The organism is Enterobacter cloacae complex sp. IR5459 (assembly GCF_049238005.1).
In the GTDB taxonomy this organism is placed as follows: Bacteria; Pseudomonadota; Gammaproteobacteria; order Enterobacterales; family Enterobacteriaceae; genus Enterobacter; species Enterobacter hormaechei_C.
On sequence record NZ_JBMKIG010000009.1, the window covers coordinates 1 to 26,270 of the forward strand.

Annotated in this window: 30 protein-coding genes and 1 tRNA gene; 12 read left to right on the forward strand and 19 right to left on the reverse strand. The window is 55.2% G+C overall.

The window, feature by feature from the left end; translation table 11 throughout:
* Positions 1 to 121: 121 nt before the first annotated feature.
* Together ACOTX4_RS17990 and ACOTX4_RS17995 are read right to left on the reverse strand one after the other, a co-directional pair.
* A complete protein-coding gene (locus ACOTX4_RS17990; RefSeq protein ID WP_032608268.1) occupies positions 122 to 742 on the reverse strand; it encodes a DUF2238 domain-containing protein in 621 nt (206 codons plus the stop codon).
* A gap of 114 nt (positions 743 to 856) precedes the next feature.
* A tRNA-Phe gene (locus ACOTX4_RS17995) sits at positions 857 to 932 on the reverse strand.
* Between the two features lie 169 nt (positions 933 to 1,101).
* Between ACOTX4_RS17995 and ACOTX4_RS18000 the strand changes: the two genes are divergently transcribed.
* Positions 1,102 to 1,947 (forward strand): AraC family transcriptional regulator, encoded by an 846-nt coding sequence (locus tag ACOTX4_RS18000; protein WP_003855901.1) that lies wholly within the window; start codon positions 1,102 to 1,104, stop codon positions 1,945 to 1,947.
* A gap of 37 nt (positions 1,948 to 1,984) precedes the next feature.
* Positions 1,985 to 2,575 (forward strand): LysE family translocator, encoded by a 591-nt coding sequence (locus ACOTX4_RS18005; protein ID WP_421635409.1) that lies wholly within the window; start codon positions 1,985 to 1,987, stop codon positions 2,573 to 2,575.
* On the opposite strand, the gene ACOTX4_RS18010 is transcribed toward ACOTX4_RS18005, so the two are convergent.
* From ACOTX4_RS18010 to aspA, 5 genes are all read right to left on the reverse strand, one after another.
* Positions 2,572 to 3,147, reverse strand: a complete 576-nt coding sequence (locus tag ACOTX4_RS18010; RefSeq protein WP_003855905.1) for a transcriptional regulator — start codon at positions 3,145 to 3,147, stop codon at positions 2,572 to 2,574. The two genes, ACOTX4_RS18005 and ACOTX4_RS18010, sit on opposite strands and share 4 nt — an antisense overlap.
* A gap of 49 nt (positions 3,148 to 3,196) precedes the next feature.
* Complete coding sequence (locus ACOTX4_RS18015) at positions 3,197 to 4,906, reverse strand: protein-disulfide reductase DsbD (protein WP_047054063.1); 1,710 nt, start codon at positions 4,904 to 4,906, stop codon at positions 3,197 to 3,199.
* The gene (gene cutA, locus ACOTX4_RS18020; protein WP_003855908.1) at positions 4,882 to 5,205 is read right to left on the reverse strand and encodes a divalent cation tolerance protein CutA; all 324 of its coding nucleotides are present in this window, start codon (positions 5,203 to 5,205) and stop codon (positions 4,882 to 4,884) included. Before cutA ends, ACOTX4_RS18015 begins: the two co-directional genes overlap by 25 nt.
* A gap of 113 nt (positions 5,206 to 5,318) precedes the next feature.
* Positions 5,319 to 6,620: an anaerobic C4-dicarboxylate transporter gene (locus tag ACOTX4_RS18025; RefSeq protein ID WP_003855921.1), complete on the reverse strand. Its 1,302-nt coding sequence runs from the start codon at positions 6,618 to 6,620 to the stop codon at positions 5,319 to 5,321.
* Positions 6,621 to 6,736: 116 nt separating this feature from the next.
* Positions 6,737 to 8,173, reverse strand: a complete 1,437-nt coding sequence (gene aspA, locus ACOTX4_RS18030) for an aspartate ammonia-lyase (protein WP_003855923.1) — start codon at positions 8,171 to 8,173, stop codon at positions 6,737 to 6,739.
* A gap of 335 nt (positions 8,174 to 8,508) precedes the next feature.
* Between aspA and ACOTX4_RS18035 the strand changes: the two genes are divergently transcribed.
* Positions 8,509 to 8,973, forward strand: a complete 465-nt coding sequence (locus ACOTX4_RS18035) for an FxsA family protein (protein ID WP_003855925.1) — start codon at positions 8,509 to 8,511, stop codon at positions 8,971 to 8,973.
* 23 nt (positions 8,974 to 8,996) lie between these two features.
* Here ACOTX4_RS18035 and yjeH read toward each other — a convergent pair whose 3' ends face one another.
* A complete protein-coding gene (gene yjeH / locus ACOTX4_RS18040; RefSeq protein ID WP_063938064.1) occupies positions 8,997 to 10,244 on the reverse strand; it encodes an L-methionine/branched-chain amino acid transporter in 1,248 nt (415 codons plus the stop codon).
* Between the two features lie 178 nt (positions 10,245 to 10,422).
* Between yjeH and ACOTX4_RS18045 the strand changes: the two genes are divergently transcribed.
* The gene (locus tag ACOTX4_RS18045; protein ID WP_003855929.1) at positions 10,423 to 10,716 is read left to right on the forward strand and encodes a co-chaperone GroES; all 294 of its coding nucleotides are present in this window, start codon (positions 10,423 to 10,425) and stop codon (positions 10,714 to 10,716) included.
* A gap of 40 nt (positions 10,717 to 10,756) precedes the next feature.
* On the forward strand, positions 10,757 to 12,403 hold the full coding sequence (groL, locus tag ACOTX4_RS18050) for a chaperonin GroEL (protein ID WP_003855930.1): 1,647 nt from the start codon (positions 10,757 to 10,759) through the stop codon (positions 12,401 to 12,403).
* A gap of 65 nt (positions 12,404 to 12,468) precedes the next feature.
* Here the strand turns inward: groL and iadA are convergent, their stop codons facing one another.
* The 3 genes from iadA to ACOTX4_RS18065 are packed head-to-tail and all read right to left on the reverse strand — an operon-like array spanning position 12,469 to position 14,748.
* On the reverse strand, positions 12,469 to 13,632 hold the full coding sequence (iadA, locus tag ACOTX4_RS18055) for a beta-aspartyl-peptidase (RefSeq protein ID WP_063938066.1): 1,164 nt from the start codon (positions 13,630 to 13,632) through the stop codon (positions 12,469 to 12,471).
* 10 nt (positions 13,633 to 13,642) lie between these two features.
* Positions 13,643 to 14,104, reverse strand: coding sequence for a YjiG family protein (locus ACOTX4_RS18060; RefSeq protein WP_032661233.1), 462 nt, complete (start codon positions 14,102 to 14,104; stop codon positions 13,643 to 13,645).
* Positions 14,101 to 14,748 (reverse strand): nucleoside recognition domain-containing protein, encoded by a 648-nt coding sequence (locus ACOTX4_RS18065; protein ID WP_063938068.1) that lies wholly within the window; start codon positions 14,746 to 14,748, stop codon positions 14,101 to 14,103. Before ACOTX4_RS18065 ends, ACOTX4_RS18060 begins: the two co-directional genes overlap by 4 nt.
* Before the next feature lie 233 nt (positions 14,749 to 14,981).
* Between ACOTX4_RS18065 and ACOTX4_RS18070 the strand changes: the two genes are divergently transcribed.
* On the forward strand, positions 14,982 to 15,335 hold the full coding sequence (locus ACOTX4_RS18070) for a DUF4156 domain-containing protein (RefSeq protein ID WP_003855938.1): 354 nt from the start codon (positions 14,982 to 14,984) through the stop codon (positions 15,333 to 15,335).
* 65 nt (positions 15,336 to 15,400) lie between these two features.
* Here ACOTX4_RS18070 and epmB read toward each other — a convergent pair whose 3' ends face one another.
* Positions 15,401 to 16,429 (reverse strand): EF-P beta-lysylation protein EpmB, encoded by a 1,029-nt coding sequence (gene epmB, locus ACOTX4_RS18075; protein ID WP_003855939.1) that lies wholly within the window; start codon positions 16,427 to 16,429, stop codon positions 15,401 to 15,403.
* A gap of 40 nt (positions 16,430 to 16,469) precedes the next feature.
* Between epmB and efp the strand changes: the two genes are divergently transcribed.
* The 3 genes from efp (at position 16,470) to ecnB (ending at position 17,480) form a co-directional block, all read left to right on the forward strand.
* Positions 16,470 to 17,036 carry an elongation factor P gene (efp, locus tag ACOTX4_RS18080; protein WP_003855940.1) on the forward strand — a complete coding sequence of 189 codons (567 nt, stop codon included), beginning with the start codon at positions 16,470 to 16,472 and terminating at the stop codon, positions 17,034 to 17,036.
* Between the two features lie 57 nt (positions 17,037 to 17,093).
* Positions 17,094 to 17,225 carry an entericidin A/B family lipoprotein gene (locus ACOTX4_RS18085; RefSeq protein ID WP_006810410.1) on the forward strand — a complete coding sequence of 44 codons (132 nt, stop codon included), beginning with the start codon at positions 17,094 to 17,096 and terminating at the stop codon, positions 17,223 to 17,225.
* A 108-nt stretch (positions 17,226 to 17,333) separates the two neighbouring features.
* Complete coding sequence (gene ecnB / locus ACOTX4_RS18090) at positions 17,334 to 17,480, forward strand: lipoprotein toxin entericidin B (RefSeq protein WP_003855942.1); 147 nt, start codon at positions 17,334 to 17,336, stop codon at positions 17,478 to 17,480.
* 37 nt (positions 17,481 to 17,517) lie between these two features.
* Here the strand turns inward: ecnB and ACOTX4_RS18095 are convergent, their stop codons facing one another.
* Positions 17,518 to 18,117, reverse strand: coding sequence for a helix-turn-helix transcriptional regulator (locus ACOTX4_RS18095; RefSeq protein ID WP_022650247.1), 600 nt, complete (start codon positions 18,115 to 18,117; stop codon positions 17,518 to 17,520).
* Positions 18,118 to 18,379: 262 nt separating this feature from the next.
* Between ACOTX4_RS18095 and sugE the strand changes: the two genes are divergently transcribed.
* Complete coding sequence (sugE, locus tag ACOTX4_RS18100; RefSeq protein ID WP_003855944.1) at positions 18,380 to 18,697, forward strand: quaternary ammonium compound efflux SMR transporter SugE; 318 nt, start codon at positions 18,380 to 18,382, stop codon at positions 18,695 to 18,697.
* Here the strand turns inward: sugE and ACOTX4_RS18105 are convergent.
* Positions 18,694 to 19,224 (reverse strand): lipocalin family protein, encoded by a 531-nt coding sequence (locus ACOTX4_RS18105; protein WP_003855945.1) that lies wholly within the window; start codon positions 19,222 to 19,224, stop codon positions 18,694 to 18,696. The two genes, sugE and ACOTX4_RS18105, sit on opposite strands and share 4 nt — an antisense overlap.
* A gap of 108 nt (positions 19,225 to 19,332) precedes the next feature.
* Positions 19,333 to 20,478, reverse strand: a complete 1,146-nt coding sequence (locus ACOTX4_RS18110) for a cephalosporin-hydrolyzing class C beta-lactamase ACT-41 (RefSeq protein ID WP_045331818.1) — start codon at positions 20,476 to 20,478, stop codon at positions 19,333 to 19,335.
* Positions 20,479 to 20,610: 132 nt separating this feature from the next.
* Here ACOTX4_RS18110 and ampR point away from each other — a divergent pair, with 132 nt between their 5' ends.
* Positions 20,611 to 21,486, forward strand: coding sequence for a LysR family transcriptional regulator AmpR (ampR, locus tag ACOTX4_RS18115; RefSeq protein ID WP_003855952.1), 876 nt, complete (start codon positions 20,611 to 20,613; stop codon positions 21,484 to 21,486).
* A 29-nt stretch (positions 21,487 to 21,515) separates the two neighbouring features.
* On the opposite strand, the gene frdD is transcribed toward ampR, so the two are convergent.
* The 4 genes from frdD to frdA are packed head-to-tail and all read right to left on the reverse strand — an operon-like array spanning position 21,516 to position 24,809.
* Positions 21,516 to 21,875 (reverse strand): fumarate reductase subunit FrdD, encoded by a 360-nt coding sequence (gene frdD / locus ACOTX4_RS18120; RefSeq protein ID WP_000609653.1) that lies wholly within the window; start codon positions 21,873 to 21,875, stop codon positions 21,516 to 21,518.
* 10 nt (positions 21,876 to 21,885) lie between these two features.
* On the reverse strand, positions 21,886 to 22,281 hold the full coding sequence (frdC, locus tag ACOTX4_RS18125) for a fumarate reductase subunit FrdC (protein ID WP_003855953.1): 396 nt from the start codon (positions 22,279 to 22,281) through the stop codon (positions 21,886 to 21,888).
* Positions 22,282 to 22,291: 10 nt separating this feature from the next.
* Complete coding sequence (locus ACOTX4_RS18130; protein ID WP_003855955.1) at positions 22,292 to 23,026, reverse strand: succinate dehydrogenase/fumarate reductase iron-sulfur subunit; 735 nt, start codon at positions 23,024 to 23,026, stop codon at positions 22,292 to 22,294.
* Positions 23,019 to 24,809, reverse strand: a complete 1,791-nt coding sequence (gene frdA / locus ACOTX4_RS18135; protein ID WP_023324036.1) for a fumarate reductase (quinol) flavoprotein subunit — start codon at positions 24,807 to 24,809, stop codon at positions 23,019 to 23,021. The genes ACOTX4_RS18130 and frdA overlap by 8 nt, the downstream gene beginning before the upstream one ends.
* 310 nt (positions 24,810 to 25,119) lie before the next feature.
* Between frdA and epmA the strand changes: the two genes are divergently transcribed.
* Positions 25,120 to 26,097, forward strand: coding sequence for an elongation factor P--(R)-beta-lysine ligase (gene epmA, locus ACOTX4_RS18140; protein WP_003855960.1), 978 nt, complete (start codon positions 25,120 to 25,122; stop codon positions 26,095 to 26,097).
* Positions 26,098 to 26,270 lie beyond the last annotated feature (173 nt).

The following is a 26,270-nucleotide window of genomic DNA, read 5'->3' on the forward strand; positions in this document are numbered from 1 at the left end:
CATGTGAGAGTAGGGAACTGCCAGGCATCAAACAAGTGAAGAGGCCATCCGCAAGGATGGCCTTTTTGCGTTTGTTTGCTGAAAAACGGCAGGCCGTAAGGCGAAGCCGCCATCCGGCAACTCAGAGCGCACTATCCACATTCAAACGACGCAATTGCCGCTGATGGAAACGCCCAAGGATCAGCACCGTCGTTAACGCACCAAGCAGCGCGCAAAACATATCAGACTGGGTATCCCATGGATCGCCCTGCGTCCCCAGAAAATCATCCGCACCCTGTCCCATCGCCAAAGCAGCCCACCACTCAATGAGTTCATAGGTGGCGCTAATGGCCAGAGCAACACAGCACACCAGAAACCCCGTCATCTTATGTCCACGAACATACCCACCGCGCAGCAGAATTTCTCGCGCTGCCAGTGCGGGAACCAGCCCCTGGAAGAAGTGACCGAGCTTGTCATACGGATTTCGGCTAAGCCCGAGCATCTCCTGAACCTCAAAACCAACCGGAACCTTTGCGTAGGTGTACATTCCACCAACCATCAGAATGATGGCGTGGAAGAAAACCAGAGTATAGAGAAGGGGAGTCAAAGGGTATCGCCGGTGTGTGGCAAGCAGAAGTGGGATGATGATAATGACGGGCGTCACCTCCATCAACCAGGTGACGCGATCGCTCGTGAACAGGCCGGTATAAAACAGGATCATCAGCAGGAGCAGTGACCCGGCTTTTAAAGCAGATAAGGTCATATCATTTTCATTGTCAGGAAAAAAAAATCACTATTACCTGACAGAAGGGAAAATTCAATGCGTAGCGGGGACAGAAAAGCAAAAACCCAGCCATAGGCTGGGTTCTTTAAATAGTGGTGCCCGGACTCGGAATCGAACCAAGGACACGGGGATTTTCAATCCCCTGCTCTACCGACTGAGCTATCCGGGCAACGGAGCGCATTAAACCGCAATCGCGCGCGATCGTCAACATTATTTCGGGAAAAGCTGTTCAACTGCTTAAGTTTGCGGCAATCTGTCCGTTTGTGCCCTGGAATTGCACAAATCTTCCAGACAGTTCAGGCAAGATGTGACAATGCTGACGGTAAGAGGAGGGCAGTATGGCAAACGACTGGCTTGAGCTGCGTCAGCATGCAGAAACAGGTATTGAGACAATTAAGGCGCATTTCGAAGGACATGCCTTTGATCCCCACTGGCATGATAGCTATCTGGTCGGAATAACCCTTTCCGGCACGCAGCAGTTCCACTGTCGCCGTGAACGCCACCGTAGCCAGCCGGGCGATGCTTTTTTACTTGAGCCCGGGGAGATCCATGACGGTGATGCGCCGGTAGAGGGCGGCTTTACTTATCTGACCTTTTATCTGGATGAACACTGGCTCACCCATACGCTTCAAGGCCTGTATGACTCTACTCCCGGGAGTTACACTCTCCACTTTGCCCAAACGCTGACGCGAGAGCCTCAGTTGGTGCGCGCTATCGGTGATACATTTGCCTCGTTGCATAACGATGAGATGAAGATCGTCCAACAGAGCACAATGGATAACCTGCTCTCTCAGATAACTACCCACTGCCACTGGCGTAAGAAACTCCCGTCGCAATTACAAAGCTCCGCTGTGGCGCATCGTGCCCGCGACTATCTCTATGCGCATATCGGCGAGAACGTGGGGCTATCAGACCTTGCCCGCGAGACGGGTACGGATCGCTTTACCCTCACCCGCTGTTTTAAACGCGAATTTCACCTGGCACCTCACGCCTGGCTTATCCAGCTGCGACTGGCAAAGGCCCGACAGATGCTGGCGTGTGGGGAACTGCCTGTTGATGTTGCGACGGCAGTGGGTTTTGCCGATCAAAGCCATCTTGGTCGCTGGTTCCAGCGTGCATACCGTATTTCTCCGGCACACTACCGCCGGTTATGCACAAACCTTCCAGACGTTTCCAGAAAATAACGGCACATTCGTGGCTCTAATAAAAAAGGAGTCACCTGTGAATTTATTACCCTTCCTGCTGTTTGCATTTGTCGCCTCGATTACACCGGGGCCAACCAACATTCTGGTACTGGCTAACAGTCAGCACTTTGGCGTAAAAAATACGGTTCCTGCGATCCTGGGCGGGTGTATTGCCGCCAGCGCTATTGTTCTGGTTTCAGGCGCTGGGGCAGGAGAAGTGTTACGCCAGTATCCACTGATACGTCAGGTAATGAGCTGGGCGGGTGTGCTGTGGCTTTCCTGGATGAGCTGGCAGCTGTTTAGCGCCCCGGCCGCGAATCTCTCCTCCAGAAGTCACGTCCGATTTACCGCGCGGGCGGCGGCGTTACTACAGGTTGTAAATCCAAAAACATGGATGATGGCGCTGGCAGTTGTCAGCCTGTTTGCTCCGGCAAGCGACCATGCATTACGGGATATTACGCTGATAGCGCTATGGTTTCTGGCGATCTCCGTGGTCTGTTTGTTGTGCTGGGCGTGGCTGGGGAAGGCGGTGAACCGGATTTTCCGCACCACCGTGGCGATGGTGCGATTTCAGCGCGCGATGGCGCTGTGTTTGTTTATTTCCGCCTGGATGGGAATGCTGGCTTAGGTCAGTGCACCACCCATACGACACTGCGCGAACCGCAAAATATCTTCCGCCAGACGGTGCGCCGTATCCACATCCGCCTGGCTACGGTTCACCAGCATGCGGCTCAGGCAACCTTCCAGCACCAGCTCCATCTGCTTCGCGACCATTGCCGGATCATCCACTTCAAGTGTGGTCAGCAGCTCATGTGTGAACTCGTGCGCGGCTCGTTTTTGCTGATCTGCCAGTTGATGGATGGGGTGCCCAGGATCCGGATAGTAGGTGCAGGCGGCGATAAACAGACAACCTGGGTAACGGTTGTTGGTAACACACTCCGTCAGTGCGGTATAGCGCGCCAGCAGCTTTTGCTCGGTGGTCAGTTCTTCATTCAGCATCAGCTGCCTGCGCCAGATATCCACCTGCTGGCTGAGATAGCGCAGGGCATCGTACAGCAGCGCCTCTTTATCCGGCCAGAAGCGCCTAAGTTCATCCAGAGGGTAATCGATACGGTCGGCGACCATCTCAAGCGTGGTGCTGGCGATCCCTTGAATCTCAAGCAATTGCAGGGCTTGTCCCAGTACGTCTTCGCGTTGCACGGTTATCTCCTCCGCTATTCCCAACGGTTTGTCCCGTCTAAAGTGTTGTTTACGGTTGGCGATTGCGCAAATGCGCGTTGAATGCCGTCGCGTCCATAAACCCGGTTACACGCTGCGTCGGCTGTTCTTCCCCCTGTTCATTGAAGAACAGGATGGTAGGCAACCCGAGCACTTTAAGTTGCTTCAGCAGAGCCTTATCCTGCGTGCTGTTGGCGGTAACGTTCGCCTGGAGCAGAACGGTATCGCTCAGCGCATGTTGTACCTGCGGATCGCTGAAGGTGTATTTTTCAAACTCTTTGCAGGCCACGCACCAGTCGGCATAGAGATCGAGCATGACCGGTTTGCCTTTCGCCTGCGCCAGGGCGTGGTTAAGGTCATCCACGTTTTTAATCTGTATAAAATTCAGATGAGCCTGCGTTTGACCTGCCGGGGTGCCAAACGCCCAGTCCTGTAGCGGACGCACGCTCACCAGCGCGGCCGCCAGCAGAAGGGTCTGTAGCAGGCGCATCCACGGTTTCTTCGCCCCCAGACTCACGATAAACGCCCAGCTGAAGAAGGCCACGCCGAGCATCGCCCAAAGACGTGTACCCCACACATCACCGATGATGCGCTCCAGCAGAAATACCGGCAGCGCCAGAATGACAAAACCAAACGCGGTTTTCACCGTCTCCATCCACGGGCCGCTTTTCGGCAGCAGACGATTGCCAAACACCGTCACCATGATCAGCGGCAGGCCCATGCCGAGCGCGTAGAGGTACAGCGTGCCGCCGCCGAGCCACAGGTTGCCGCTCTGAGCAATGTATAACAGGATGGCGCTCAACGGCGCAGTGGTGCAGGGGGAGCAAATCAGCCCGGCGATGACACCCATGGCGAACACGCCGCCCGCAGAGCCACCCTGCTGACGGTTGCTCATCAGCGTCAGACGGGTTTGCAGGGAAGAGGGCAGTTGCAGGGTGAACAGGCCAAACATCGACAGCGCCAGCAGAATAAACACCGCTGACAGTCCGATAAGCACATAAGGATGCTGAAGGGCGGCCTGGAACTGCAACCCGGCAGCGGCGACCACGAGGCCGAGCGCCGTATAGGTTAACGCCATGCCCTGTACATAGATAAAGGCCAGCAACAGTGCACGGGCGGTGGAAAGGCGTTGTTTACCGCCCAGCACGATGCCAGAGATAAGCGGGTACATAGGCAGTACGCAGGGCGTAAAGGCGATGCCGATACCAATCAATAACGCCCAAAGTGCTGAGAACGGAAGGTCTGAAGTGGCTTCGCCTGCGCCTTCACCCTTCATCCTGGCCCTCTCCCCTGAGGGGAAAGGGGAGGCAGCGGCTTTCACTTCGCTAAGCGGAACGACCTTTGTTTCAGGTGGGTAACAGAATCCGGCGTCTGCGCAGCCCTGATAGGTGACAGTTAATGTGGCACCTTTATCGGCATGGTTCACCGTGACGGGCACGCTTAAGCGCTGGCGATAAATTTCACTCTTACCGTAGAACTCGTCCTCGTGCCACACGCCAGCGGGCATCTGCAATGCGCCGACGTTCGCCTTTGTCGGCGTGATGCTGACCTGCTTGCGATAGAGGTAGTAACCCTCTTTCACCTGCCAGGTGAGACTGAGATCGTGCTGGTTTTGCTGAAAGTCGAAAACGAATGCCTGGTCGGCAGGAATAAAGTTCGAACGGCCGGGTGCGTCAAACAACCCGGCAAAAACTGACGTGCTGCACAGCAGCAGGATCAGCGTAATGAAGCGTTGAGCCATGAGAGATAATCGTTATCGCCGTGGACCACTGGCAGCACCAGCAGCTCCGGGGTTTGGTATGGATGATGAGACTTGAGGCAGTCGAGGAGCGCCTGCTGGTTTGTCAGGTTGGTTTTGAGCAACATCTGGACTTCGTACTCTTGCTCCAGCTTGCCTTCCCAGTAATAAAGGGAGGTGGCGCCGGGAAGAAGCGTGACACAGGCAGCCAGTTTTTCGGCCAGCACTTTGGCGGCCAGATCCTGGGCAGAAGCTTCATCAGGGGCGGTGCACAGTACAACAACAGCATCAGGCGTGTTCACAAGTCGACCTCCTCATCACGAAAGTCTTCACTATATCACGCAAGGCGGTTGGTCATTAATGAAACGGGCCGCAGAGCGGCCCGTTTTTAACTATTTTTACAACGGCTAATCGTTTACAGCACAATGCCGCCGATGATAAAGCCGAGGATCACGCAGAGCGTAATCGCCACCACGCCCGGGATGAGGAACGCGTGGTTAAACACGTACTTACCAATACGGGTTGAGCCGGTGTCATCCATCTCAACTGCGGCCAGCAGGGTTGGGTAGGTGGGCAGCACGAACAGGGCGGAAACCGCTGCAAAAGAGGCAATCGCCGTCAGCGGCGTAACGCCCAGCATCAGTGCCGCAGGCATCAGCGCTTTGGTGGTCGCAGCCTGGGAGTACAGCAGCGTCGCGGCAAAGAACAGCACTACTGCCAGCAGCCACGGATAGTTGTGCAGCAGGTCGCCTGCAACGGTCTGGATATCGCTGATGTGCGCTTTCACAAAGGTATCACCGAGCCACGCCACGCCCAGCACGCACACGCAGGCGCTCATACCGGATTTGAAGGTGCTGGCGTTCAGCACTTCACTGGTGTCGATTTTACAGGTGATGCTGATCAGCGTCGCGATGGTCAGCATAAACACCACAATGGCTTCGTTACGCGGCAGAACCGGGTTCTGGATCAGACCTACCGTGTCGCTGATGGCGGTCGCGTAGAACATCACGGCGACGATACCAATCAGAAACAGCAGCACGGAGCGTTTTGCATGCGGCTTCAGCTCGAAGACCTGGCTACCGCGCAGGCTCACTTCACCTTTTGCCAGACGCTCCTGGTAAACCGGATCGTCTTTCAGCTCGGCACCGAGGAAGTTACACAGCACGGCAGTGATCATTACCGCAATCAACGTGACCGGAATACAGATTGCCAGCAGCGTCAGGTAACTTACGCCCATTGGCTCAAGGATGCCCGCGAAGAAGACCACCGCCGCGGAAATAGGCGAGGCGGTAATCGCAATCTGGGAGGCGACCACGGCAATAGAAAGAGGGCGAGACGGGCGAATACCCTGCTCTTTCGCCACTTCGGTGATGACCGGCAGCGTGGAGAAGGCAGTATGGCCAGTACCGGCGAGAATGGTCATAAACCAGGTCACCAGCGGGGCAAGGAAGGTGATGTATTTCGGATGGCGACGCAGCATACGCTCCGCCAGGCTCACCAGGTAGTCCATACCGCCAGCGACCTGCATGGCCGCGATAGCAGCAATAACCGCCATGATGATTTCGATAACGTCAAAAGGGATTGCGCCGGGTTTAATCTGAAAGATCAGGGTAAGTACAAGCACTCCGAGACCGCCAGCAAAACCGATGCCGATTCCCCCGAGTCGTGCGCCCAAATAAATCGCCAACAGGACGATGACGAGTTCTGCTCCAAACATAAAGACCTGCCTTGCTCATTAACAAGTTGATATTGAATTGTTGTGTTTTGGTAACGCCCATAAAGAAAAAAGGCACGTCACAAGTGACGTGCCTTTCGGAAGCTTAGCCTGAACGGTTACTGTTCGCTTTCATCGGTATATCGTTTCGCTTTATATGCCGGGTGCATCAGGTTCTGGGCGGAGAAGATATCGTCCAGTTCGGCTTCGGTCAACAATCCTCGCTCGAGAACTACCTCACGTACGCTCTTACCGGTTTCGGCACAAATCTTCCCGACGATATCGCCGTTGTGGTGGCCGATGAACGGGTTGAGGTAGGTAACGATGCCGATGGAGTTATAGACGTAGCCTTCACACACTTCTTTATTCGCGGTGATGCCGTTAATGCATTTTTCCAGCAGGTTGTAGCAGGCGTTGGTCAGAATATGGATAGATTCAAACATCGCCTGGCCAATCACCGGCTCCATCACGTTCAGCTGGAGCTGACCGGCTTCGGAGGCCATGGTGACGGTCGTATCGTTACCAATAACCTTGAAGCAAACCTGGTTCACCACTTCTGGCACCACCGGGTTCACTTTAGCTGGCATGATGGATGAACCCGCCTGCAACTCTGGCAGGTTGATTTCATTCAGGCCAGCGCGCGGACCGGAGGAGAGCAGGCGCAGGTCGTTACAGATTTTGGACAGTTTCACCGCCAGACGTTTCAGGGCGCTGTGCACCATCACGTAGGCGCCGCAGTCTGAGGTAGCTTCAATCAGGTCTTCCGCAGGCACAACCGGCAGGTTGGACACTTCAGCCAGCTTCTGTACCGCCAGTTGCTGATAGCCATCTGGCGTGTTCAGGCGTGTACCGATGGCGGTTGCGCCCAGGTTCACTTCCAGCAGCAGTTCGGACGTACGCAGCAGGTTTTTCGTCTCTTCGTTCAGCAGCACGTTAAACGCGTGGAATTCCTGTCCGAGGGTCATTGGCACCGCGTCCTGCAACTGGGTACGGCCCATTTTCAGGATGTCCTGGAACTCAACGGCTTTACGCTGGAAGCCATCGCCCAACTGATTAATCGCGTCGACCAGTTTAACGACAGAGGCATACACCGCGATGCGGAAGCCGGTTGGGTAGGCGTCGTTGGTGGACTGACATTTGTTAACGTGGTCGTTCGGATTCAGGTACTGGTATTCACCTTTCTGATGACCCATCAGCTCCAGGCCGATGTTTGCCAGCACTTCGTTGGTGTTCATGTTGACAGAGGTGCCCGCGCCGCCCTGATAGACGTCGACCGGGAACTGATCCATGCATTTGCCGTTGTTCAGCACTTCATCGCACGCGGCGATAATCGCATTTGCAGCGCTTTTAGGAATGGTTTGCAGCTCTTTGTTCGCCAGAGCCGCGGCTTTTTTTACCATCACCATGCCACGCACAAATTCAGGGATGTCGCTGATTTTGCTGTTGCTGATGTAGAAGTTTTCAATCGCTCTCAGAGTGTGAACACCATAGTAGGCATCCGCTGGAACTTCCCTGGTACCCAACAAATCTTCTTCGATACGAATGTTGTTTAACATGTGAACCTTCTTTTCAAGCTGCCGATGGATTGTACTAAACACACAGTATATATGTGGTTTTGAATATTTTATGACCGACGATTATTCCCTCAATCGGCCAGATGTTCGAGATCATATGCTGATGATAGCGAATTGCCGTAAGCTGGATCACTTATTATCGACCCGATTTCATGATAATTATTAATCTGTGAAATATGTCACCGCTTTAATATTTCCAGAAAAAATATCCGTGCAAACCGATTGAAATTTGGCTAACCGTCGCCATCTCTTATCTACGCGCTTCGCGAACACATTCAGTCAGGGGCCAGAAGGCACCTGCCATACAGGAGATGCCAGTGCGCTGGATACCATTTATTGCTTTCTTTCTTTATGTTTACATTGAAATTTCGATTTTCATCCAGGTTGCCCATGTGCTGGGCGTCCTGCTGACGCTGATTCTGGTGATCTTCACCTCCGTCATCGGCATGTCGCTGGTGCGCAATCAGGGTTTCAAAAATTTCCTGTTAATGCAGCAGAAGATGGCCGCAGGCGAAAGCCCGGCCGCCGAGATGATCAAAAGCGTGTCGCTGATTATTGCTGGTTTGCTGCTGATCCTGCCGGGCTTCTTTACAGACTTCCTCGGCCTGCTGTTGCTGTTGCCGCCGGTGCAGAAGCACCTGACCATGAAGCTGCTGCCGCATCTGCGTTTCAGCCGTATGCCAGGCGGTGGTTTCAGCACCGGCCCGGGGGATACCTTTGAAGGGGAATACCAGCGTAAGGATGAGCAGCGCGACCGGTTAGATCATAAAGACGATCGGTGAGTTTCTGGCCCGGTGGCGCTCGCTCACCGGGCCTGCGGAGCTTGCCGCTTCGGTAAAAACACCCACAGCCCCGCCAGCATGACGATGGCGTACACACTCTTCCATCCCACCATCGCCAGCAGCATCAGGCACAGGACACACCCGACAGCCGCCAGCGCCTTAAAGCGTCCTTTCAGTAGCCGACAGCCCGCCAGCATGCACAGCAGGTAGATCATGATGAAAATACCGTTGGCGTAGACAATCAGCGCGTCAAGGTTGATGTCGAGGAGATAAATGGCCAGGGAACTCACCACGCAGCAGCCCAGTACGGTATTCAGCGCATTCACCGGAAGCTGACGCTTTGACAGGCGTGAGAGGGGGCTATCCGGTTTATAAAGTGCCTGAGACCACACCAGCCGGGCGAAGCTCTGAATATAAATGTTGAGGCTGGCAAAGCAGGCGAGATAGCCAATCACGCAGGCTACCCACAGGGCTTTAACACCAAACAGCTGCACCACGATGCCCGGCAGCGACGCGGCGGCGGCTTTCTCTTCACTGAACGCGTTGAAGTGCAGCACCAGTACGGTACAGGCCCAGTACACGGTGCCTGCCAGCAGCAGGCCAATCATCAGAGCGCGGGGAAAGTCACGCTCGGGCTGTTTAAACTCGGATGCCAGATGAGCGAACGCCTCCAGACCGACGAAACACCAGAACATGACGGATAGTGCAGCGAAAAGCTGTGCGTGGTCGATGTCGTTAATCGCGGGGAAAGGAATATCCGCCACCGTAATGTCACCCGCAAACCAGATGGCGACGATCAGCGCGACAATTAACACGGCGACCAGCGTTTGCAGATTGGCGCTGGAACTGGCCCCTCGCGAGCCAACCCACCAGACAATCTCCAGCGTACCGATTTCAGCCAGCAGCAGTTGTTCATCGTGCCAGCCAAACAGCGCCTGTCCGAAGCCGGTTGCGATATGCAGGGCTGCCGGAAGGCCAACGGGTATCACCGACAAAAATAGCCAGCCGGTGACACGCTCCATCCGCGGCCCAAACGCCATGCCGACAAAATGCGCTACGCCGCCTGCGCTCGGGAAGTGCCGCCCGAGTATGGCAAAGACAATCGCCACCGGAAACACCAGCACGATCAGCACCGGCCATGCCCAAAGACTGTTATTGCCGGCAACCAACGCCGCCAGCGCGGGAACCGCAAATACCCCCGTGCCTAACAAAGACGTTGAGAGTAAGCCAATGCCCTGCGCCAGCCCCAACTCCTGCCTGAGTCCACTCATTTACCTCGTCCCGCCACCATCAAAAGAGAGTGGATGGTAACACTTTCGCAAATTTTTTTTCGATTACCCCTTGAAGGGGTAAAAAGCTATCCCCATCTCTCAGGGCACTAGCCGGAAAACCGCATGCGGACCGGCGTCATCCATAACTGATAATGACTTTCTCAAAGGAGAGCTATCAATGAGTATTCGTCCGTTACATGATCGTGTGATCGTCAAACGTAAAGAAGTTGAAACCAAGTCTGCTGGCGGCATCGTTCTGACCGGTTCAGCAGCAGCAAAATCAACGCGTGGCGAAATCATCGCTGTCGGTAAGGGCCGCATCCTGGAAAACGGAACTGTGCAGCCACTGGACGTTAAAGTTGGTGACATCGTCATTTTCAACGATGGCTACGGCGTGAAATCCGAGAAGATCGACAATGAAGAAGTGTTGATCATGTCCGAGAGCGACATTCTGGCAATTGTTGAAGCGTAATTAACGCACGAAAACTGTACGAATTTGAGGAAATAAGAACATGGCAGCTAAAGACGTAAAATTCGGTAACGACGCTCGTGTAAAAATGCTCCGCGGCGTAAACGTACTGGCAGACGCAGTGAAAGTCACTCTGGGCCCGAAAGGCCGTAACGTAGTGCTGGACAAATCCTTCGGCGCGCCAACCATCACCAAAGATGGTGTTTCTGTTGCACGTGAAATCGAGCTGGAAGACAAGTTCGAAAACATGGGCGCACAGATGGTGAAAGAAGTTGCCTCTAAAGCGAACGACGCTGCCGGTGACGGTACCACCACCGCGACCGTACTGGCGCAGGCGATCATCACCGAAGGCCTGAAAGCCGTTGCTGCGGGCATGAACCCAATGGATCTGAAACGTGGTATCGACAAAGCCGTCGCTTCCGCTGTTGAAGAACTGAAAGCGCTGTCCGTACCGTGCTCTGACTCTAAAGCCATTGCTCAGGTTGGTACTATCTCCGCTAACTCCGACGAAACCGTAGGTAAACTGATCGCTGAAGCGATGGATAAAGTCGGTAAAGAAGGCGTGATCACCGTTGAAGACGGTACTGGTCTGGAAGACGAACTGGACGTGGTTGAAGGTATGCAGTTCGACCGCGGTTACCTGTCCCCATACTTCATCAACAAGCCAGAAACTGGCGCTGTTGAGCTGGAAAGCCCGTTCATCCTGCTGGCTGACAAGAAAATCTCCAACATCCGCGAAATGCTGCCAGTGCTGGAAGCCGTTGCGAAAGCAGGCAAGCCGCTGGTAATCATTGCTGAAGACGTTGAAGGCGAAGCGCTGGCGACCCTGGTGGTTAACACCATGCGTGGCATCGTGAAAGTGGCAGCGGTTAAAGCACCTGGCTTCGGCGATCGTCGTAAGGCGATGCTCCAGGATATCGCTACCCTGACCGGCGGTACCGTGATCTCCGAAGAGATCGGTATGGAGCTGGAAAAAGCGACTCTGGAAGACCTGGGCCAGGCGAAACGCGTTGTGATCAACAAAGACACCACCACCATCATCGACGGTGTGGGTGAAGAAGCCGCTATTCAGGGCCGTGTTGGTCAGATCCGTAAGCAGATCGAAGAAGCAACTTCCGATTACGACCGTGAAAAACTCCAGGAGCGCGTAGCGAAACTGGCAGGTGGCGTAGCGGTAATCAAAGTCGGTGCGGCTACCGAAGTTGAAATGAAAGAGAAGAAAGCACGCGTTGACGACGCCCTGCACGCGACCCGTGCTGCGGTAGAAGAAGGCGTGGTTGCTGGTGGTGGTGTCGCGCTGGTGCGTGTAGCCGCTAAACTGGCTGGCCTGACTGCTCAGAACGAAGACCAGAACGTGGGTATCAAAGTTGCGCTGCGCGCAATGGAAGCTCCGCTGCGTCAGATCGTGTCCAACGCCGGTGAAGAGCCGTCTGTGGTTGCGAACAAGGTGAAAGCGGGTGAAGGTAACTACGGTTACAACGCGGCAACTGAAGAATACGGCAACATGATCGACTTCGGTATCCTGGATCCAACTAAAGTGACCCGTTCTGCTCTGCAATACGCGGCATCTGTAGCTGGCCTGATGATCACGACCGAGTGCATGGTGACCGACCTGCCTAAAGGCGACGCGCCTGACTTAGGTGCTGCTGGTGGTATGGGCGGCATGGGTGGCATGGGCGGCATGATGTAATCATGCTGTTCTGAACCTCTCAGAACGAGCCCCGGGCAGCAATGCCCGGGGTTTTTTATTATCTTCTACTCAAACGTGCCTTTCACGCACACCACGCCTTCACGCACCATCTGGCGGCCTTTCGCCCAGACCTCACGGATCTTCAGGTCATCCGTCAGCACCAGGAAATCGGCATCGCATCCGGGCGCGATCCGCCCTTTATGCTCCAGACCGAGAAACTCCGCCACGTTACGCGTAAATGGCAGAAGTGCCTCCTCCAGAGGCAGGTGATACCGGCCGACCAGCTGCTGTAGCGTATCAAGCAGGGACTCAAAACCCGCCACGCCAATGCCAACAAGATTACCGTTTGCGTCAAAATTCGGCTGGCTGCCGTTGCCATCCGAGCTGAGCGTGAGCCGGTTAAACGGCACCTGCGCGTCACGGGCCGTCGCGATGGCGGTAGCGGCATCAATGGGCTCACTGATGCTGGTGGTGATGTCGATGTACCCCCCTTCGCGGGCATAGTCCAGTGCGGCGTGGAACAGTGCCTGGGCGCGGTTGACGTGGGTTGGCAGCAGCTTCGTGCGAGGCACGTCGGCGTTATTCAGGATGTTAAGCAGTGGCTCCAGCAGTTTAGGGCTGTTGCCGAGGTGAAATACGGATATCCCCGCTTTGGCGCCCAGCAGCCCGCCGACGCGCGACTGGGCGGCCATATTCGCGAGCTGGTCATCTGCCGGTGCGGAAGAGCGATGGTCAGAAATCGCGCATTTCACGCCAATGATTTTATCAATTAGCGCCACATCCTTTTCGATACTGCCAGTGATCGTCGGAGAAGGCAGGCCATACGCGCCTGTCAGCATCCATGCGCTGATCCCTTCATGCTCAAGTGCCCGCGTTTTCGCCAGCAGCGACTCGGGATGGCGGGTCACGCCGTCGGTGCCCAGCAGGCCTACAACGGAGGTGATGCCAGCCGCCACCAGCGCAGACAATCGTACCTCTGGCGTCCGGGTGTGGGGACCGGCTTCACCGCCGCCGCCAATCAGGTGTACATGCTGATCGATAAACCCCGGGCAAACCACCGCTCCGGCGAGATCGCTTTCAGGACAGTCTGGCCTCATTGTGGCGTGGCCCGCTTTTTCGACTGCGACGATTTTTCCTCCGGCAATCAGCAGATCGCAATGCCCAAGATCCTCGGGAGCGTAAAGCTGCGCATTGCGGAAAAGGTACGGTTCCAGCACTGAAAAATCCATTTTTATCTCCTCAGAAGAGTAGTTGCATCACCCACATTGAGAGCAGGGCGTTAATGACGCAGACAGCGATGATGTGTGGATAATACTTCGGGTTGACGCCTGCGGTGCCAAGGCAACGGCCCGTGTTTTGCACCGGATTACCCATCAGATAGATGGCGGGCAGCAGGATGGTGGCATCGTGACCGTTGAGCGTGCCGGCAGCGACCAGACTGGCGCAGACCCCCACACCGCCCCCCATGCTCATCACCGAGGCCAGAAGAACCGTTGCCGCCGCACCCGGAAGTCCCCACAGAGCCATGATGGGCTCGCATACCCTGCCGACAATATCCAGCAGGCCGGTTACCTTGAGCGCCTGAATGATAACAAACGCCATGACCACGTTCGGCAGCAGGCTGGTGGTGGCGATGGTAAAGCCGCGGCGGGCGCCATCGATAAACAAGTCCATGATATTTTTACGCGACTGGGCGATCATTTTTCCTCCTGAGCGCAGCGAACTTCCATGTGGGCGATCCACAGTCGCAGAAAGTTCGCGCCAACAAATTTGAACATCAGAATGACGGCAAGCGGCGTGATTACCGGGACGGTAATAAAGGTAAAGAGTGCAGCGCCGGAAGAAAAATAGTTGGTAATAATGGCGCTACCGCTGGTCTGGAAGGTGGCGAAAATGGCGCGCTCATGGTCAGTAATCGCCCCTTCGTTGGTCAACTCTTTGGTCATCCCTGCGGCAGCATCAGTATTTTGCAGGTTGGCGATAAGCGCCAGAGAGCAAATGCCCGGCACGCCGAGCAGCGGGCGCAGAATGGGCGTCATAAGCTGTTGTGCGGCGCGCAGCCCGCCCAGCCCCTCGGTAACGGCAATGATCCCGAGCGATAAAATGACCGAGGGCGCCAGTTCAAGGGCAAACAAAAACCCATCTTTCGCTCCCGTGCCGCCCTCGCCGCGAAACGTCAGCGCACCGTTCACCGGTCCAAAGCTGCCGTTCAGGACGGTAAAATCCAGCACGCGCCACCATTCGGTACTTTTGGCGAAAAAACCTGAGAAAAATACGATGGTGAGCACGAACGCCAGATAGCCCACCCAGGTTACTTTTTCCTCTCCTGAGGATGATGCACTCATGAAACCCCCTTTTTTGAGTCGCGTACAAAAGTTGTACGTCGCATCACTAAAAACGATCGGGGGCTAAAACACGATATCCCAAAGGTTATTATCAGAATTCATTTAAGATGTCGGAGGAGTGCCAGCGGAATCTGGCTCGCAGAAATGCTCAGCATTTTTCTTTTGGTCATCTTTTTAGTATAAGGTTTACACGCGGACAACTACTGTCCAGCTTATTGAAAACGAGGAATAACATGCGCATAAAAGTCTGTGCAGGGATTGTAGGTGCAGCATTGCTGCTGGCGGGTTGTAGCACCAGCAATGAGCTGACGGCAGCGGGCCAGAGCGTTCGCTTTGTGGAAGATAAGCCGGGCAGCGAATGCCAGCTGTTAGGCACCGCCACTGGCGAGCAAAGCAACTGGATGTCGGGGCAGCACGGCGAAGAGGGCGGCTCTATGCGCGGTGCGGCCAATGCCCTGCGTAATCAGGCTGCGGCAATGGGCGGCAACGTGATTTACGGGGTAAGCAGCCCGACGCAGGGGATGCTGTCCAGCTTTGTGCCAACCGCCAGCCAGATGAACGGCCAGGTCTATAAGTGCCCGAACTGATATAACCGTTTGATGGCGCTGCCGCTTTATCTCCAGGGCAGGTAAGCGTAGCGCCACCTGCCTTTTTACTGCTGACGCAGCTGCAAATCCAGCGGCGTCTTACTCGGCTCTCCGCCAATCTCACGTGCCAGCTTCGGCACCATATAACCTGAAACCAGCGTTAACAGCTCGCGCATAATCTTCCGGGCCTCTTCATCTGTCACCATGAAGTGCGCCGCGCCCTGGACGCGATCCAGAACATGCAGGTAATAGGGCATAACGCCCGCATCAAATAAGGCATTGCTGAGATCGGCCAGCACGCGGGCGCTGTCGTTCACGCCGCGCAGTAATACGCTCTGGTTGAGCAGCGTCACGCCTGCCTTTCGCATACGCGCCATCGCCGCACGAAAGTCCGCGTCAATTTCATTCGCGTGGTTGATATGGTTTACCAGCAGCACCTGCAAACGGGACTGCTCCAGGCGCGTGACCAGGGCGTCGGTGATACGCGCCGGGATGACGATCGGTAAACGGCTGTGAATGCGCAGACGCTTAATGTGCGGGATGGTCTCAAGCTGAGTCAGCAGCCAGTCCAGCTCATGATCTTTTGCCATCAGCGGGTCGCCGCCGGAAAAGATGATTTCATCCAGTTCCGGGTGCGCCGTGATGTAGTCCAGCGCCACCTGCCAGTTGCGCTTATTGCCCTGGTTTTCGGCGTACGGGAAGTGGCGACGGAAGCAATAGCGGCAATTTACCGCGCAACCGCCCTTAACCAGCAGCAGGGCACGATTGCGGTATTTATGCAGCAAACCCGGTACGACACTGTTCTGCTCTTGCAGCGGATCGGTGCTGTAGCCGGGGGCGGTAATAAACTCATCCTGAGAGGTAAGCGTTTGTTTTAATAACGGATCATCAGGATTGCCCTTTTCCATTCGGGCAACAAACGCGCGGGGAACGCGCAGGGCGAAAAGGCGTTTCGCCTCACGACCTGCACGCAACGCTTCGTGCTGTTCGAGGTCTAAAAGACGCAGCAATTCATCAGGACTGGTGATTACATCGGCAAGTTGCGATAACCAATCTTCTCTGGACGGGGTGTTTAGGGTTACAATATGCGCCATTTTGTGGCTTAGCTACCAGTTAACAAATTTAGAGGGCCTTATGGCAACGTACTATAGCAACGATTTTCGTGCTGGTCTTAAAATCATGATGGACGGCGAACCGTACGCGGTTGAAGCCAGCGAATTCGTTAAACCAGGTAAAGGCCAGGCATTCGCACGCGTAAAGCTGCGCCGCCTGCTGACCGGTACCCGTGTTGAGAAAACCTTCAAATCTACTGACTCCGCTGAAGGCGCTGATGTTGTCGATATGAACCTGACTTACCTGTACAACGACGGTGAGTTCTGGCACTTCATGAACAACGAAACCTTCGAGCAGCTGTCTGCGGACGCAAAAGCGATTGGTGACAACGCCAAGTGGCTGCTGGATCAGGCTGAGTGCATCGTGACCCTGTGGAACGGTCAGCCTATCGCGGTTACGCCTCCGAACTTCGTTGAGCTGGAAATCGTTGAAACCGATCCAGGTCTGAAAGGTGATACCGCAGGTACTGGCGGCAAGCCTGCCACCCTGTCTACCGGCGCTGTGGTGAAAGTGCCACTGTTCGTACAGATCGGTGAAGTGATCAAAGTGGATACCCGCTCCGGCGAATACGTATCCCGCGTGAAGTAATTTACGTCATGATGTAAGGCGCAGCGCCCGCTGCGCCTGATTTTGCAGGCAGGGAAGATGAAACGTACCGTTAAAATTCTGCTTCTGTTAGCGCTCTCCAGCGCAATTCTCTCCGGTTGCAACACCGCGCGTGGCGTGGGTGAAGATATCCAGGATCTCGGCCATATCATTTCCCATGCGGCCAGCTAATTCCGTCTAATTTTCCTAAAAATTCTTCCTTTTCCGTCAAACGACAAGATCTTGTCTATTCTTAAGTTGCTATACACAAAATAACTTTGGCTATAAAAGGAAGATATTATGGTTAAGAAAACAATTGCAGCGATCTTTTCTGTTCTGGTGCTTTCTTCGGTACTGACTGCATGTAACACCACCCGTGGCGTAGGGGAAGATATCTCCGACGGTGGTAACGCGATTTCTGGCGCAGCAACTAAAGCTCAGAACTAATGAAAGCGACGGTACGGCAGGTCATTTCACCGTACCGTCAATTCTCCACTTCCTGTAGCGATAAAAACGGGGAGTAGCGCGTATCCATATGTAGCTTCATGCGGATATTGCGTTTGTACGTGTACACCGTTTTTCCGTTAATGCGCAGATTGCTGGCAATTTTCTGGTTGCTCGCGCCATCCATCCACAGGCTAAGAACTCTCTCTTCCTGACGCGTCAGTAACGGTGCTGCCATCTCCGGAAGCTCCGCGCTTGCGCATGACGTTAGCGCGTCATTTATCACCGCCGCTAGTTTTTCCAGATCGGTATTTTTGGAAAGAGAAGACCATATCGGGAACTGCGCCAGATAATCTGTCATCTCTTGCTCCTGGCCTGATTGCAGCATAATAAAAGGCAATGTTTCGCTGGCAATCAGCAGGGAGGATAGCTGCTGAAAATGGTGTAAATCCTGCCGGAAGCCAGATAAATCAGCGATGACCAGCGCAGGTTTCCATTGCAGGATATGCTCTCTGGCGAGGAAAAGATTATTTACCCCGGTTACGACGAAATGACCCGAAAACAGGTCTGAATGATTGACCCAGGCTTCAAATCCCGTGCGGGTGAAGTGACAACGGTCAATCAAAAGAATTTTAAACATAAAATTTTCGCAGTCGGCTAGTGGTTTGGCTTCCTGCCATCAGAAAGCCTATCATCATAGAGAAGTCGGATGAGTCATAAATGCCTGAACTCCGTGTCTTACTGAGGCTATTTCTTGCCTTAACATGTTCAGCAGAAAAAGTTTGAAAAAAAATTCCATGCTAACCAAAATATAAGGCGCAACCTCAGCCTTGCGGGACGACCCGTAAGCGCTTCATTCATCGGGGACGGCCCCAACTTGTCGTTAAGTTAAGGAGCCTGATATGTCCTGGATCGTTCTTGTTATTGCCGGTTTGCTCGAAGTGGTATGGGCAATTGGCCTGAAATATACCCATGGTTTTACCCGCCTGACGCCCAGCGTCATCACTATCGCCGCAATGATTGTCAGTATCGTCATGTTGTCATGGGCGATGCGAAGCTTGCCAGTCGGAACGGCTTACGCTGTCTGGACGGGAATTGGCGCGGTAGGGGCTGCCATTACCGGTATTCTGCTGCTGGGGGAGTCTGCGAGCCTGGCGCGCATCGCCAGCCTCGCGTTAATCGTCGCGGGTATCATCGGGTTAAAACTCAGTACCCACTAATGCGGCTGTTTTACCCAGAGTAATTTCGTCACGTCAAACCCTTGCCGGGTCGCTATGTCCAGCATCTGCTGTTTCATTTCCGCCGGGATCGTTGGCGTGCGGGAGAGGATCCACAGATAGTTGCGATCCGGCCCACACACCAGCGCATGGCGGTACTCTCTGTCCAGCGCAATGACGTTATACCCGCCGTAGAATGGGCCGATGAAAGAGACTTTCATGGCCGCGCGGTTAGACGCGCCGGTGAAATAGGCCTGACCAACTGACTGCTGCCACATCTGGCGATCCGGGTTATAGCCGCGGTTAATGACCCGGATCCCGCCGTCATCCATCGCGCTGTAGTTGACCGTGACTTTTTCTAAGCCCCGTTCGAACTGATGGTCCATTCGGGCGATTTCATACCAGGTGCCGAGGAAGCGCTGTGCGTCGAAATTACTGACTACCGTGACGCCAGGCGGAGGAGTAGGGGAACTGCAAGCAACCACTAAAAACGCGGCTGTTACTGCGGCAATAACAGGCAGAATGCGCATAGGAGTTTCCTTACTGTTTTTTGTTAAGTGTAGATGACAGCAGGGAAAATGCGGGAGATTGTGTAGGGGGTTTTGCCGGGTAAGGCGAAGCCGCCACCCGGCAATGTTTTACTGTAGCGCCTCGAGGATATGGTATGCCGCCTCAACGCGTGCCGGGTTCGGATAGCTTTTATTCGCGAGCATCACAATACCGATCTGCTTTTCAGGAATAAAGGCCACGTAGCTGCCAAATCCGCCAGTAGAACCCGTTTTATGGACCCAGGACGCTTTGACCGGGGGAGCCGGTGGATTCACTTCTGCCACGGGTAACGGCGCCAGTGCTACCTTACTGTCGCTGCCTTCGACCACCGTGTTGGCCTCCACGGGCCAGTTGAGCATCTCCCAGCCCAGACCCTGATACATTGACCCGATACGCCAGTAGCGCGACTGCGCCAGCGCGATGCCCTGCTTAAGTGAGGCATCGGCAACCTTTTCCGGCGCCATGTTTGCCATGACCCAGTTCGCCATATCCTGCACGTTGGTTTTCACGCCATAGGCTTGTGCATCCAGCATTCCCGGCGAAACGCGCACCGCTTTACCGTCACGATAGCCCCAGGCGTAATGCGCCTCTTCCGCTTTCGGAACGTTAATCCAGGTATGGTCCAGCTTGAGCGGCTTAAGGACCCGCGTCGTCATGGCCTGCTCATAGGGCATGCCGGAAGGTTTGACCGCCAGCGCACCAAAAAGACCGATGCTGGCGTTGGCGTAAAGACGCGTTGTGCCAGGCTTCCACTGCGGCTGCCAGTTTTGATAAAAGCGCAGCAGGGAGGCGTTATCCGTGACCTCATCCGGTACCTGTAGCGGCAGGCCGCCAGCGGTGTAGGTGGCGAGATCCAGCATACGAATACCCTGCCACTGCTTGCCCGTCAGCTGTGGCCAGTATCTGGTCACCGGATCGTCCAGCGAAATTTCACCGCGAGCAATGGCATCCCCACCTAAAACGCCGGTGAAGGTTTTACTTATAGAACCCAGCTCGAACAGGGTCTGAGGCGTAACGGGTTTATTCGCCGCGATATCGGCCTTGCCAAACGTGTAATAGTGCGGTTTTCCCTGATAAATAACGGCCACCGCCATGCCTGGAACAGACTGGGCTTTCATCAGCGGGGTAACCGTATTCGCGACCACCTCCGCCAGCTGTTTTTCTGATACTGGCGCGGCGAGAGCAGAGCAAGAGAGGCCCAGCAGCAGGGCGCAGCAAAGGGATTTTTTCATCATCAGTAATCTTCCGTAATAGCGAGTCAAGGGGATGTCCGGGCCCGTCAGACAGGCGTAGTCTGTTGGATTTGACTGTGCCTGACAAACGGTTAAATTTAGCATTAGCTGTTAATTTTTCTAACGGAAGAGACCATGACGCGAAGCTATCTCCCCCTCAATTCGCTTCGGGCTTTTGAAGCCGCCGCGAGACATCTCAGCTTTACGCATGCGGCCATTGAGCTGAACGTGACCCATTCAGCCATTAGCCAGCATGTGAAAACGCTGGAGCAGCACCTGAACTGTCAGCTGTTCGTTCGCGTGTCGCGCGGGCTGATGTTGACTACCGAGGGTGAAAATTTACTGCCGGTGCTGAATGATTCTTTCGATCGTATAGCCGGAATGCTGGATCGCTTCGCTAACCATCGTGCGCAGGAGAAGCTGAAAATCGGCGTGGTGGGTACATTTGCCACCGGGGTTTTATTCTCGCAGCTGGAGGATTTTCGCCGTGGCTATCCGCACATCGATCTTCAGCTTTCCACCCATAACAACCGCGTTGATCCGGCTGCCGAAGGGCTTGACTATACGATCCGCTACGGTGGCGGGGCGTGGCACGGCACCGAGGCTGAATTCCTTTGTCATGCGCCGCTCGCGCCGCTGTGTACGCCCGATATCGCCGCCAGTCTGCACAGTCCGGCCGACATCCTCAGGTTTACGCTGCTGCGCTCTTACCGACGCGATGAATGGACCGCGTGGATGCAGGCGGCCGGCGAGCATCCCCCTTCGCCAACGCACCGCGTGATGGTATTTGATTCGTCCGTGACCATGCTGGAGGCCGCTCAGGCAGGGGTGGGCATTGCCATTGCGCCTGTCGATATGTTTACCCATCTGTTAGCCAGCGAGCGCATTGTGCAGCCCTTTGCGACGCAGATTGAGCTCGGTAGCTACTGGCTGACCCGATTGCAGTCCCGGGCAGAAACGCCAGCCATGCGCGAATTTTCCCGGTGGCTGGTGGAGAAGATGAAAAAGTAAAAAGCCCGCCGGATGGCGGGCCTGTTCAGTCAGATGGTGACCACGGCAATCAACGTGACGACCGTCAGAATGGTCGCCAGACCGTAGAAGACCCATTTACCGCTTGGCACATGGATTTTCAGATCGTGCATCGCATGGTGGATACGGTGCAGACCACACCACAGCGGCAGGACGATCATCAGGAAGATGAACACGCGGCCAATAAAGCTGCTCGCAAAGGCCAGTACGCGCTCATAGCTCAGCGCATCGCCCGGGAACAACCCCAGCGGCAGCATGATCCCGACCAGCAGGATAATGACCGGGGCAATAATGGCGCTCCACATGCCGCCTGCGCCAAACAGCCCCCAGAAAACCGGCTCGTCTGAACGTTTTGGATTTGGATTGATCACAGTAGTCTCCTTACCAGAACAGTGCGACAAACAGAATGACCACAGAGACAACTGCTGTCACTGCCCAGAGCCCTTTAATGACCGGCTCTGGCCCCATTTTTTCGCCTTTTACAATGATGTTCGCTGCTTTTGGCGCCAGTTCAAACCAGGTTTTGGTATGAAGCAGCGCGGCGGCGAGCACAATCAGGTTCAGTACTACGATGATTGGGTTTTGCAGGAAGCCCACAAAACTGGCCCAGGCTTCCGGGCCGTGCTTGAGGGCATACACCCCGTACATCAGTTCGAGGCTGAACCAGACCGCGGGAACTGCCGTGCCTTCACGCAGCATATAGAAGCGATAAAACGGCAGTTTTTTCCACCAGGTGGACGGCATTGGTCGCACGTAGGCTTTGCGTTTAGTCGTCATCATGCACTCCTTAGCGTGGTTTCAGGGTAGCGATAAGAAAGTCTTTCGAGCTTTCCACCTTACCCTGCTGAATGGCGGCGGCCGGGTCGACATGCTTCGGACAGACTTCGGAGCAGTAACCGACAAACGTGCAGGTCCAGACCCCGTTCTGGCTGTTCAACTGGGCCATACGTTCTTTTTTGCCGTGGTCGCGGCTGTCTTCGTTATAGCGGTGCGCCAGGGTAATGGCGGCCGGGCCGATAAACTCAGGGTTCAGGCCAAACTGTGGACAGGCGGCGTAGCACAGGCCGCAGTTGATGCAGCCGGAGAACTGATGGTATTTCGCCATCTGCGCGGGCGTCTGAGTGTTTGGCCCCTGATCCGGTGTGCGCGGGTTGCCGATGATGTACGGCTTAATCGCTTCGAGGCTTTCGATAAAGTGGGTCATGTCGACCACCAGATCGCGCTCAATCGGGAAATTGCCCAGCGCTTCAACCTTGATGCCTTTGGTGTAATCACGCAGGAAGGTTTTACACGCCAGCTTTGGCACCTTGTTGACCATCATGCCGCAGGAGCCGCAAATTGCCATGCGGCAGGACCAGCGGTAGCTCAGGTCTGGGGCCAGGTTATCTTTGATATAGCCGAGCGCATCCAGCAGGGAGGTTTGCTCGTCGTAAGGGACTTCATAGAAAGCGCTATGCGGCGCGGCGTCCACTTCCGGATTGTAGCGCACCACTTCAACTTTCAGTTTTTGCATCTCAGCCATTCGCCTTCTCCTTCTTATCGGCGGCTTCTGCTTCTGCACCGTACACGCGTTTCGCCGGTGGCAGCGTGGTGATTTTCACGTCGCTGTAGTCCAGACGGGTGGTGCCATCCGCATCGCGCCAGGCGAGAGTGTGTTTAAGGAAATTGACGTCGTCACGTTCAGTGCAGCCCTCATCCAGACGCTGGTGCGCGCCGCGGGACTCTTTACGCGCCAGGGCGGAATGGGCCATACATTCTGCGACGTTCAGGCCGTGGCCCAGTTCAATGGTATAAAGCAGTTCGGTATTGAATACGCTGGAAGTGTCGGTGATACGCACGCGCTTGAAGCGCTCCTGCAACTCCGCCAGCTTATCGACGGTTTTCTGCATCAGCTCTGGCGTACGGTAGATCCCGCAGCCTTCTTCCATCGACAGCCCCATTTCGTCGCGGATCTTCGACCAGTTTTCGTTACCTTCCTGGTTCACCAGGTCTTTCAGGCGTTTTTCGACGTCTACAACCTGCGCATCCAGCGCCGCGCTGTTAGCTTCACCTGCCGTTGCGGCACGCTCCACCGCACGTTCGCCCGCCATGCGACCAAAGACCACCAGCTCAGCCAGCGAGTTCGAGCCCAGACGGTTTGCGCCGTGCAGACCGACGGAGGAACACTCGCCCACCGCAAACAGCCCTTTGATGCGGGTTTCGCACTGCTGATCGGTTTCGATGCCGCCCATGGTGTAGTGCGCGGTTGGACGCACCGGGATCGGTTCTTTCACCGGATCGACGCCCACATACGCTTTCGCCAGCTCGCAGATAAACGGCAGACGCTCCAGCAGTTTCTTCTCGCCGAGATGACGCAGGTCGAGATGCACCACGTCGCCGCGCGGCGTTGAGATGGTGTTGCCTTTGCGCCACTCGTGCCAGAAAGCCTGAGAGACTTTGTCGCGAGGGCCGAGTTCCATGTATTTGTTTTTCGGCTCGCCAAGTGGGGTTTCCGGACCCATGCCGTAATCCTGCAAATAGCGATAGCCGTTTTTGTTGACCAGAATTCCGCCTTCGCCGCGGCAGCCTTCCGTCATCAGTATGCCGGAGCCCGGTAGGCCGGTTGGGTGATACTGGACGAACTCCATATCACGCAGCGGGACGCCGTGGCTGAGCGCCATGCCCATACCGTCACCGGTGACGATGCCGCCGTTGGTGTTGTAGCGGTATACGCGGCCCGCGCCGCCCGTTGCCATCACCACCGCATTAGCGCGGATCTGGACAAGCGTGCCTTCCATCATGTTCATCGCCACCAGTCCGCGCGCATGACCGTCGTCGACCAGAATGTCGAGAACGAAATGTTCGTCAAAGCGCTGGATTTGTGGGAACTGGAGGGAGGTCTGGAACAGGGTGTGCAGCATGTGGAAGCCGGTCTTATCGGCGGCAAACCAGGTGCGTTCGATCTTCATGCCACCGAAGCGGCGGACGTTGACGCTCCCGTCCGGACGGCGGCTCCACGGGCATCCCCACTGTTCCAGCTGGGTCATCTCCGTTGGGCAATGGTGCACGAAGTAATCAACGACATCCTGTTCGCAAAGCCAGTCGCCCCCTGCAACCGTGTCGTGGAAATGGTATTCGAAGCTGTCATGATCCTGCGCGACGGCAGCGGATCCTCCTTCTGCGGCTACCGTGTGGCTGCGCATCGGATAGACTTTTGAAATCAATGCGATTTTAGCGTTCGGATTGGCTTGTGCCGCAGCAATTGCAGCGCGTAATCCAGCCCCGCCAGCGCCTATTACGGCAAGATCGGCTTGAAAAGTTTGCACGACATTCCTCCAGATTTTTGTTTTCCGGCAACGCGATGAGCTAAAGGACGTTCACCTGCCCGAACGGGCGATTGCGGAAGCGATTCCACTGCTCCTTTATGGGTAAAACAGTATAACCGCGTAGAAGGGAGGGAAATTTGACGTGTTCGATTTTTTTGCTGTTCTGTGCGGTGATTTATCATCGTGATTAATGAATGGCGTCACAGTATTTCTCTGTGCAATGAAAAGGGACTTTTACTGTGCAAAATTTGTCTCTGCCCCGGCTTGCGAGTAGACTTCGTGCCCTTGTCTGAAAACGGAGAAATAACTCATGAGCGAAACGGCCACCTGGCAGCCGAGCGCATCCATTCCAAACCTGCTAAAGCGCGCAGCAATTATGGCGGAGATCCGCCGTTTCTTTGCCGACCGCGGCGTCCTGGAGGTGGAAACGCCGTGCATGAGTCAGGCGACGGTCACGGATATTCATCTGGTCCCGTTTGAAACCCGTTTTGTTGGCCCAGGCCACTCTCAGGGCATGAATCTGTATCTGATGACCAGCCCGGAATACCATATGAAGCGTCTGCTGGCGGCCGGGTGTGGTCCGGTCTATCAGCTGTGCCGTAGCTTCCGTAATGAAGAGATGGGCCGACACCATAATCCGGAATTCACCATGCTGGAGTGGTACCGCCCGCACTACGACATGTATCGTCTGATGAACGAAGTCGACGATCTGCTGCAACAGGTGCTGGATTGCGCGGAAGCTGAAACGCTCTCCTATCAGCAGGCCTTCCAGCGCCATCTGGAAATCGATCCGCTGTCGGCTGATAAAACACAGCTGCGTGAAGTGGCGGCAAAACTGGATCTGAGCAATGTGGCGGATAACGAAGAGGACCGCGACACGCTGTTGCAACTGCTGTTCACCTTTGGCGTTGAACCGCAAATTGGTAAAGATCGCCCGACGTTTGTCTATCACTTCCCGGCCAGCCAGGCCTCGCTGGCGCAGATCAGCACCGAAGATCACCGCGTGGCGGAACGGTTTGAGGTGTACTTCAAAGGCATTGAGCTGGCGAACGGTTTCCACGAGCTGACCGACGCGCGCGAACAGCAGCAGCGTTTCGAGCAGGATAACCGCAAGCGCAACGCGCGCGGTCTGCCGCAGCAGCCGATTGACACCAACCTGCTGGAAGCGCTTAAGGCCGGTTTGCCGGACTGCTCCGGCGTGGCGCTGGGTGTGGATCGTCTGGTCATGCTGGCGCTGGGTGCCGAGCAGCTGGGCGATGTGATTGCCTTTACGGTCGATCGCGCCTGAAAAAATGCCGGGTGGCGCTGTCGCTTACCCGGCCTACTCGGTCATTTAACTCTGCCACATTAAAAACTGCTCTTTTCGCTATAGACGGGTCTTTTTCTTAAATTGCCTCGGATAGCCACAATATTTGTCTGGTCATCTGCTACCATCCGCGCAGTTTAATTCCGTTTCGGATG

Bases quoted from the DNA above. Each gene is read 5' to 3' on its own strand.
- aspA (WP_003855923.1), bottom strand. From the start codon at position 8,173: ATGTTAAACAACATTCGTATCGAAGAAGATTTGTTGGGTACCAGGGAA.
- ACOTX4_RS18000 (WP_003855901.1), top strand. From the start codon at position 1,102: ATGGCAAACGACTGGCTTGAGCTGCGTCAGCATGCAGAAACAGGTATT.
- efp (WP_003855940.1), top strand. From the start codon at position 16,470: ATGGCAACGTACTATAGCAACGATTTTCGTGCTGGTCTTAAAATCATG.
- ACOTX4_RS18110 (WP_045331818.1), bottom strand. From the start codon at position 20,478: ATGATGAAAAAATCCCTTTGCTGCGCCCTGCTGCTGGGCCTCTCTTGC.
- epmA (WP_003855960.1), top strand. From the start codon at position 25,120: ATGAGCGAAACGGCCACCTGGCAGCCGAGCGCATCCATTCCAAACCTG.
- ACOTX4_RS18015 (WP_047054063.1), bottom strand. From the start codon at position 4,906: ATGGCTCAACGCTTCATTACGCTGATCCTGCTGCTGTGCAGCACGTCA.
- ACOTX4_RS17990 (WP_032608268.1), bottom strand. From the start codon at position 742: ATGACCTTATCTGCTTTAAAAGCCGGGTCACTGCTCCTGCTGATGATC.
- epmB (WP_003855939.1), bottom strand. From the start codon at position 16,429: ATGGCGCATATTGTAACCCTAAACACCCCGTCCAGAGAAGATTGGTTA.
- ACOTX4_RS18045 (WP_003855929.1), top strand. From the start codon at position 10,423: ATGAGTATTCGTCCGTTACATGATCGTGTGATCGTCAAACGTAAAGAA.
- ampR (WP_003855952.1), top strand. From the start codon at position 20,611: ATGACGCGAAGCTATCTCCCCCTCAATTCGCTTCGGGCTTTTGAAGCC.
- groL (WP_003855930.1), top strand. From the start codon at position 10,757: ATGGCAGCTAAAGACGTAAAATTCGGTAACGACGCTCGTGTAAAAATG.
- ACOTX4_RS18095 (WP_022650247.1), bottom strand. From the start codon at position 18,117: ATGTTTAAAATTCTTTTGATTGACCGTTGTCACTTCACCCGCACGGGA.
- ACOTX4_RS18070 (WP_003855938.1), top strand. From the start codon at position 14,982: ATGCGCATAAAAGTCTGTGCAGGGATTGTAGGTGCAGCATTGCTGCTG.
- ACOTX4_RS18065 (WP_063938068.1), bottom strand. From the start codon at position 14,748: ATGAGTGCATCATCCTCAGGAGAGGAAAAAGTAACCTGGGTGGGCTAT.
- ACOTX4_RS18060 (WP_032661233.1), bottom strand. From the start codon at position 14,104: ATGATCGCCCAGTCGCGTAAAAATATCATGGACTTGTTTATCGATGGC.
- ACOTX4_RS18105 (WP_003855945.1), bottom strand. From the start codon at position 19,224: ATGCGCATTCTGCCTGTTATTGCCGCAGTAACAGCCGCGTTTTTAGTG.
- ACOTX4_RS18085 (WP_006810410.1), top strand. From the start codon at position 17,094: ATGAAACGTACCGTTAAAATTCTGCTTCTGTTAGCGCTCTCCAGCGCA.
- ecnB (WP_003855942.1), top strand. From the start codon at position 17,334: ATGGTTAAGAAAACAATTGCAGCGATCTTTTCTGTTCTGGTGCTTTCT.
- ACOTX4_RS18025 (WP_003855921.1), bottom strand. From the start codon at position 6,620: ATGTTTGGAGCAGAACTCGTCATCGTCCTGTTGGCGATTTATTTGGGC.
- yjeH (WP_063938064.1), bottom strand. From the start codon at position 10,244: ATGAGTGGACTCAGGCAGGAGTTGGGGCTGGCGCAGGGCATTGGCTTA.
- ACOTX4_RS18130 (WP_003855955.1), bottom strand. From the start codon at position 23,026: ATGGCTGAGATGCAAAAACTGAAAGTTGAAGTGGTGCGCTACAATCCG.
- sugE (WP_003855944.1), top strand. From the start codon at position 18,380: ATGTCCTGGATCGTTCTTGTTATTGCCGGTTTGCTCGAAGTGGTATGG.
- iadA (WP_063938066.1), bottom strand. From the start codon at position 13,632: ATGGATTTTTCAGTGCTGGAACCGTACCTTTTCCGCAATGCGCAGCTT.
- frdC (WP_003855953.1), bottom strand. From the start codon at position 22,281: ATGACGACTAAACGCAAAGCCTACGTGCGACCAATGCCGTCCACCTGG.